The organism is Bradyrhizobium sp. P5_C11_2 (genome assembly GCF_054049755.1).
Genome location: NZ_JBFULT010000697.1, coordinates 1 through 3,350 on the forward strand (window position 1 = coordinate 1; position 3,350 = coordinate 3,350).

General features: G+C 52.9%; 1 protein-coding gene. It reads left to right on the plus strand.

Features of this window, described 5'->3' with window-relative positions:
• The coding region (locus ACXJL8_RS37105; protein ID WP_456686625.1) for a glycosyltransferase at nt 1–3,350 on the plus strand (3,350 nt) is incomplete at both ends.

Consider the following 3,350-nt stretch of genomic DNA (forward strand, 5'->3'; position numbering starts at 1 on the left):
CGATCATACAATCTCCACTCAACTCTATGGACGAAGCTGCTAAATCTAGGAGAGTTCAATCTCCTGAACCGAGAACACCTCGCATGCGCCTGCCGCACTAAGATTGAGGCAATTTGCGCGTTTGTCGAAACCGGCATCGACAAACAATTTGCGCTTTCGTCCAAGTTTCGGTTTGACCCGGAGTTTTATGCGACGGTCACCAGCTATGACTCTGACCGCACAAACAAGCCAGGCCTATATAGATACTGGCTCAATACTGGCTTTGGACGCGGAGAAGCCCCCAACGAGGCGGAGTTTCTTAGCGGCATTATCGGCGAAGCTGAATTTCCGACCTGTTTTAACGAGGGCCTGTATAGAAGGAACGTCAGCAAGCATGCCTCTGTCCCGATTGGGCGCGGGAACGCATTGCGTCACTTCGTCGAGTTCGGCTTCGCGAAAGATTTAGAAGCAGTCAAAGACGGGATGAGCGGCGCCGCTTTCATGACTGTCCTGGCCCGGCGGTACTTAATCAGAAATCAACTCACCCTCGCTCTGAAAGCCTCCGACAAAGCAATCGCCATGGCGGAAGGCGTTAGTTCAGCGCACCACACGCGCGGCGATGTGCTCAAAGCGCAAGGCGACGTTTCCGCCGCAACAAGGGAATTTTTGATTGCTGCGCATCTGCCGAATGCCTCTGTATGGAGTCACATTCATGCTATCGAAGGCCTAGCCTTCACACTAGAAGACTTCGACCGAACCCTAAGAGAAATCGACTTCTCATCCGCGCACTGCAGCGCATCATATTACTGGCGTGTCACAGCTCAGCGCGCCTTGACACATTTGCAAAACGTCAAGCGAAGCCAATATATAAAAATGTACTTGCAGGGAAGGCGCTCCGAGGCCGATAACGATATTTATAAGGATCTCAAGCGCTTTATAGATATCCTGCCAAAAATTAGGCCGTTTCCGGCGGCCCTACAATCAAGCCAATCCGGCTCTATCTTAATAATAGCGAACCGGGATTTGGCGCAATGCGACCACTACCGTGTAGGCCAAAAATACAACTACCTTCGTTTCGGCGGATGGAAGGTCGAAGTTTGCGACCAGAACTGCCCGGATGAATACCGTCCAGCCATCGACCGGGCGCGGGCAGTCATATTCTATAGGACTCCGTCCACACCAGATATCATCCACGCGATCCTGTATGCCCGAGCTCTCGGTCTGCAGACCTTCTATGACATCGATGATCTCATTTTTGACGCAGAGGTGTACCCAGATACATTCGAGAGTTTCCAAGGGCAGATTGATGAAGAAACATATGCGGGCCTGCAATATGGCGTTCCTCTGTTTCGCCATGCGATGAATTTATGTGACGTTGGAATTGCTTCCACACCCGAACTCGCCAACTTCATTCGCCCTCTAGTCCGCACCGGCTTGTGCCATGTCCTCCGCAATGGGCTCGACCATAGGAACGATGCTTATGTCGAGCAAAAGCAGACACGTCTATCCGCGGACAATCTAACAATTTTCTATGGGTCGGGCACCAAGGCGCACAACCAGGATTTCAACGATCTTGCGGCGCCTGCGTTGGAATACATCTTGCGCAAATACCCTAATACGCGCCTGATGATTGTAGGACACCTTAAACTCACACCGGAACTGCAGGACTTCGACGGACGAGTCTATCAAATTCCATTCAGCAAAGATGTATCTGATTATTGGGAAGCGTTGTCCGGCGCGGATATCAATCTCGCACCTCTCATCAAAAGCAGAACAACTGATTGTAAAAGTGAGATCAAGTGGCTTGAGGCCGCAATGTGCGGCATCCCCTCGGTTGTGAGTTCTACTGCGACCTACGACGAAGCACTTCGCCACGGCGAGGACGTGCTGATAGCGCATTCGCCAGATGATTGGGCGCAGGCCTTGGAATACCTTGTTCTCCACCCGGAACGCCGCTCCCAGATTGGCGGCAAAGCCAAAGAAAGGGCGATGACCAGCTACAGCGCCGCTGCCGCCATAGAGGTGCTGTCGCGGTTTCTGCCGCCGCCTACTGACCTTGCTGCCAAAGAGAAATACCTATCCTACCTGGAGCCTGGTTATCCCGCGAGGCCACATGGAGATGTCGAACCTAGAGCAGCACATTACTCAGGGCTGCCCGGGGCACTAGAGCGGCCCCTCGACAGATCCAGCGAGCCGAAGCAAGCACCATCGGACCAGAAAGGCCGCCGGCACCGGGTGTTGGTGGTCAACATATATTTTCCCCCTCACTCGATCGGAGGGGCGACACGCGTCGTCCGTGACAATGTCAAATATATCACCTCTTATTATAAAGACGCGTTTGACTTAGCAGTTCTAGCAAGCGACGTGGGCTCGGACAGATCATATGAGATATCTATCGACTCGCACGACGGCACACCGGTTTATCGGGTCGCCATAGAGCGCAAGCACCACATGGATTGGTACGCCTTCGACGAGAAAATGAGGTCTCCTTTTCAGCAGGTGCTTGACCATTTCAGGCCCGATCTCATTCATTTTCACTGCGTGCAAGGCTTAACAGCGACGCCGGTCGAAGTTGCCGCCAATCTCAATATTCCATACATTATTACAGTTCACGACGCCTGGTGGATCTCAGATTTCCAATTCCTCATTGATGAGGATGGTCAGCTCCGCCTCCCGTCAACCGATCAGTTAGCTTCGTCGAGTGACGTACCGCTAGGCCGGCTGGCTTCGTTGGCGAGACGGCGGCGATTAGAGCGCCTACTCTCAAACGCGGCAAAGGTCCTAAGCGTTTCAACCAGTTTCTCTGACATTTACAAAAATGCTGGCGTCCAGCAAACAATTGCGGTTCCAAACGGCATATCTAGGCTCAGCTTTCTACCGCGCAGCGTATCAAAAACAGGAAGGGTTCGCCTTGGCCATATAGGGAATCGTTCCGCCCACAAGGGCGCCACCTTGATAGAAGCGATTCTCCGGTCTAATGATTTTAGAAATTTAAGTTTGGTAATGGTGGATAATAAATACGAGGTCGGCTACACTCGGCAGGAAGCGTGGGGCACAACGCCCGTCGAAATCATCGGCCCGGTGCCACAAGAACGTGTGCCTCAGTTGTATGCTCAATTAGATGTTCTTTTGGCGCCCTCCCTCTGGCCGGAAAGCTTCGGCTTAGCGGCAAGGGAAGCCAAAGCGGCCGGGCTATGGGTGATCGCGAGCAATTTAGGTGCGGTCGGTGAAGAGATCGAAGAAAATGTAGACGGTTACATAGTAGATATCGGCGACGTGACCCAGTTACGCGATACCCTCGCTCGAATTGATGAGGATCCACGTCGGTATTTGGCGCCCCCGCGCGCCGTTAACGTGGAGCCTCGCTGGGC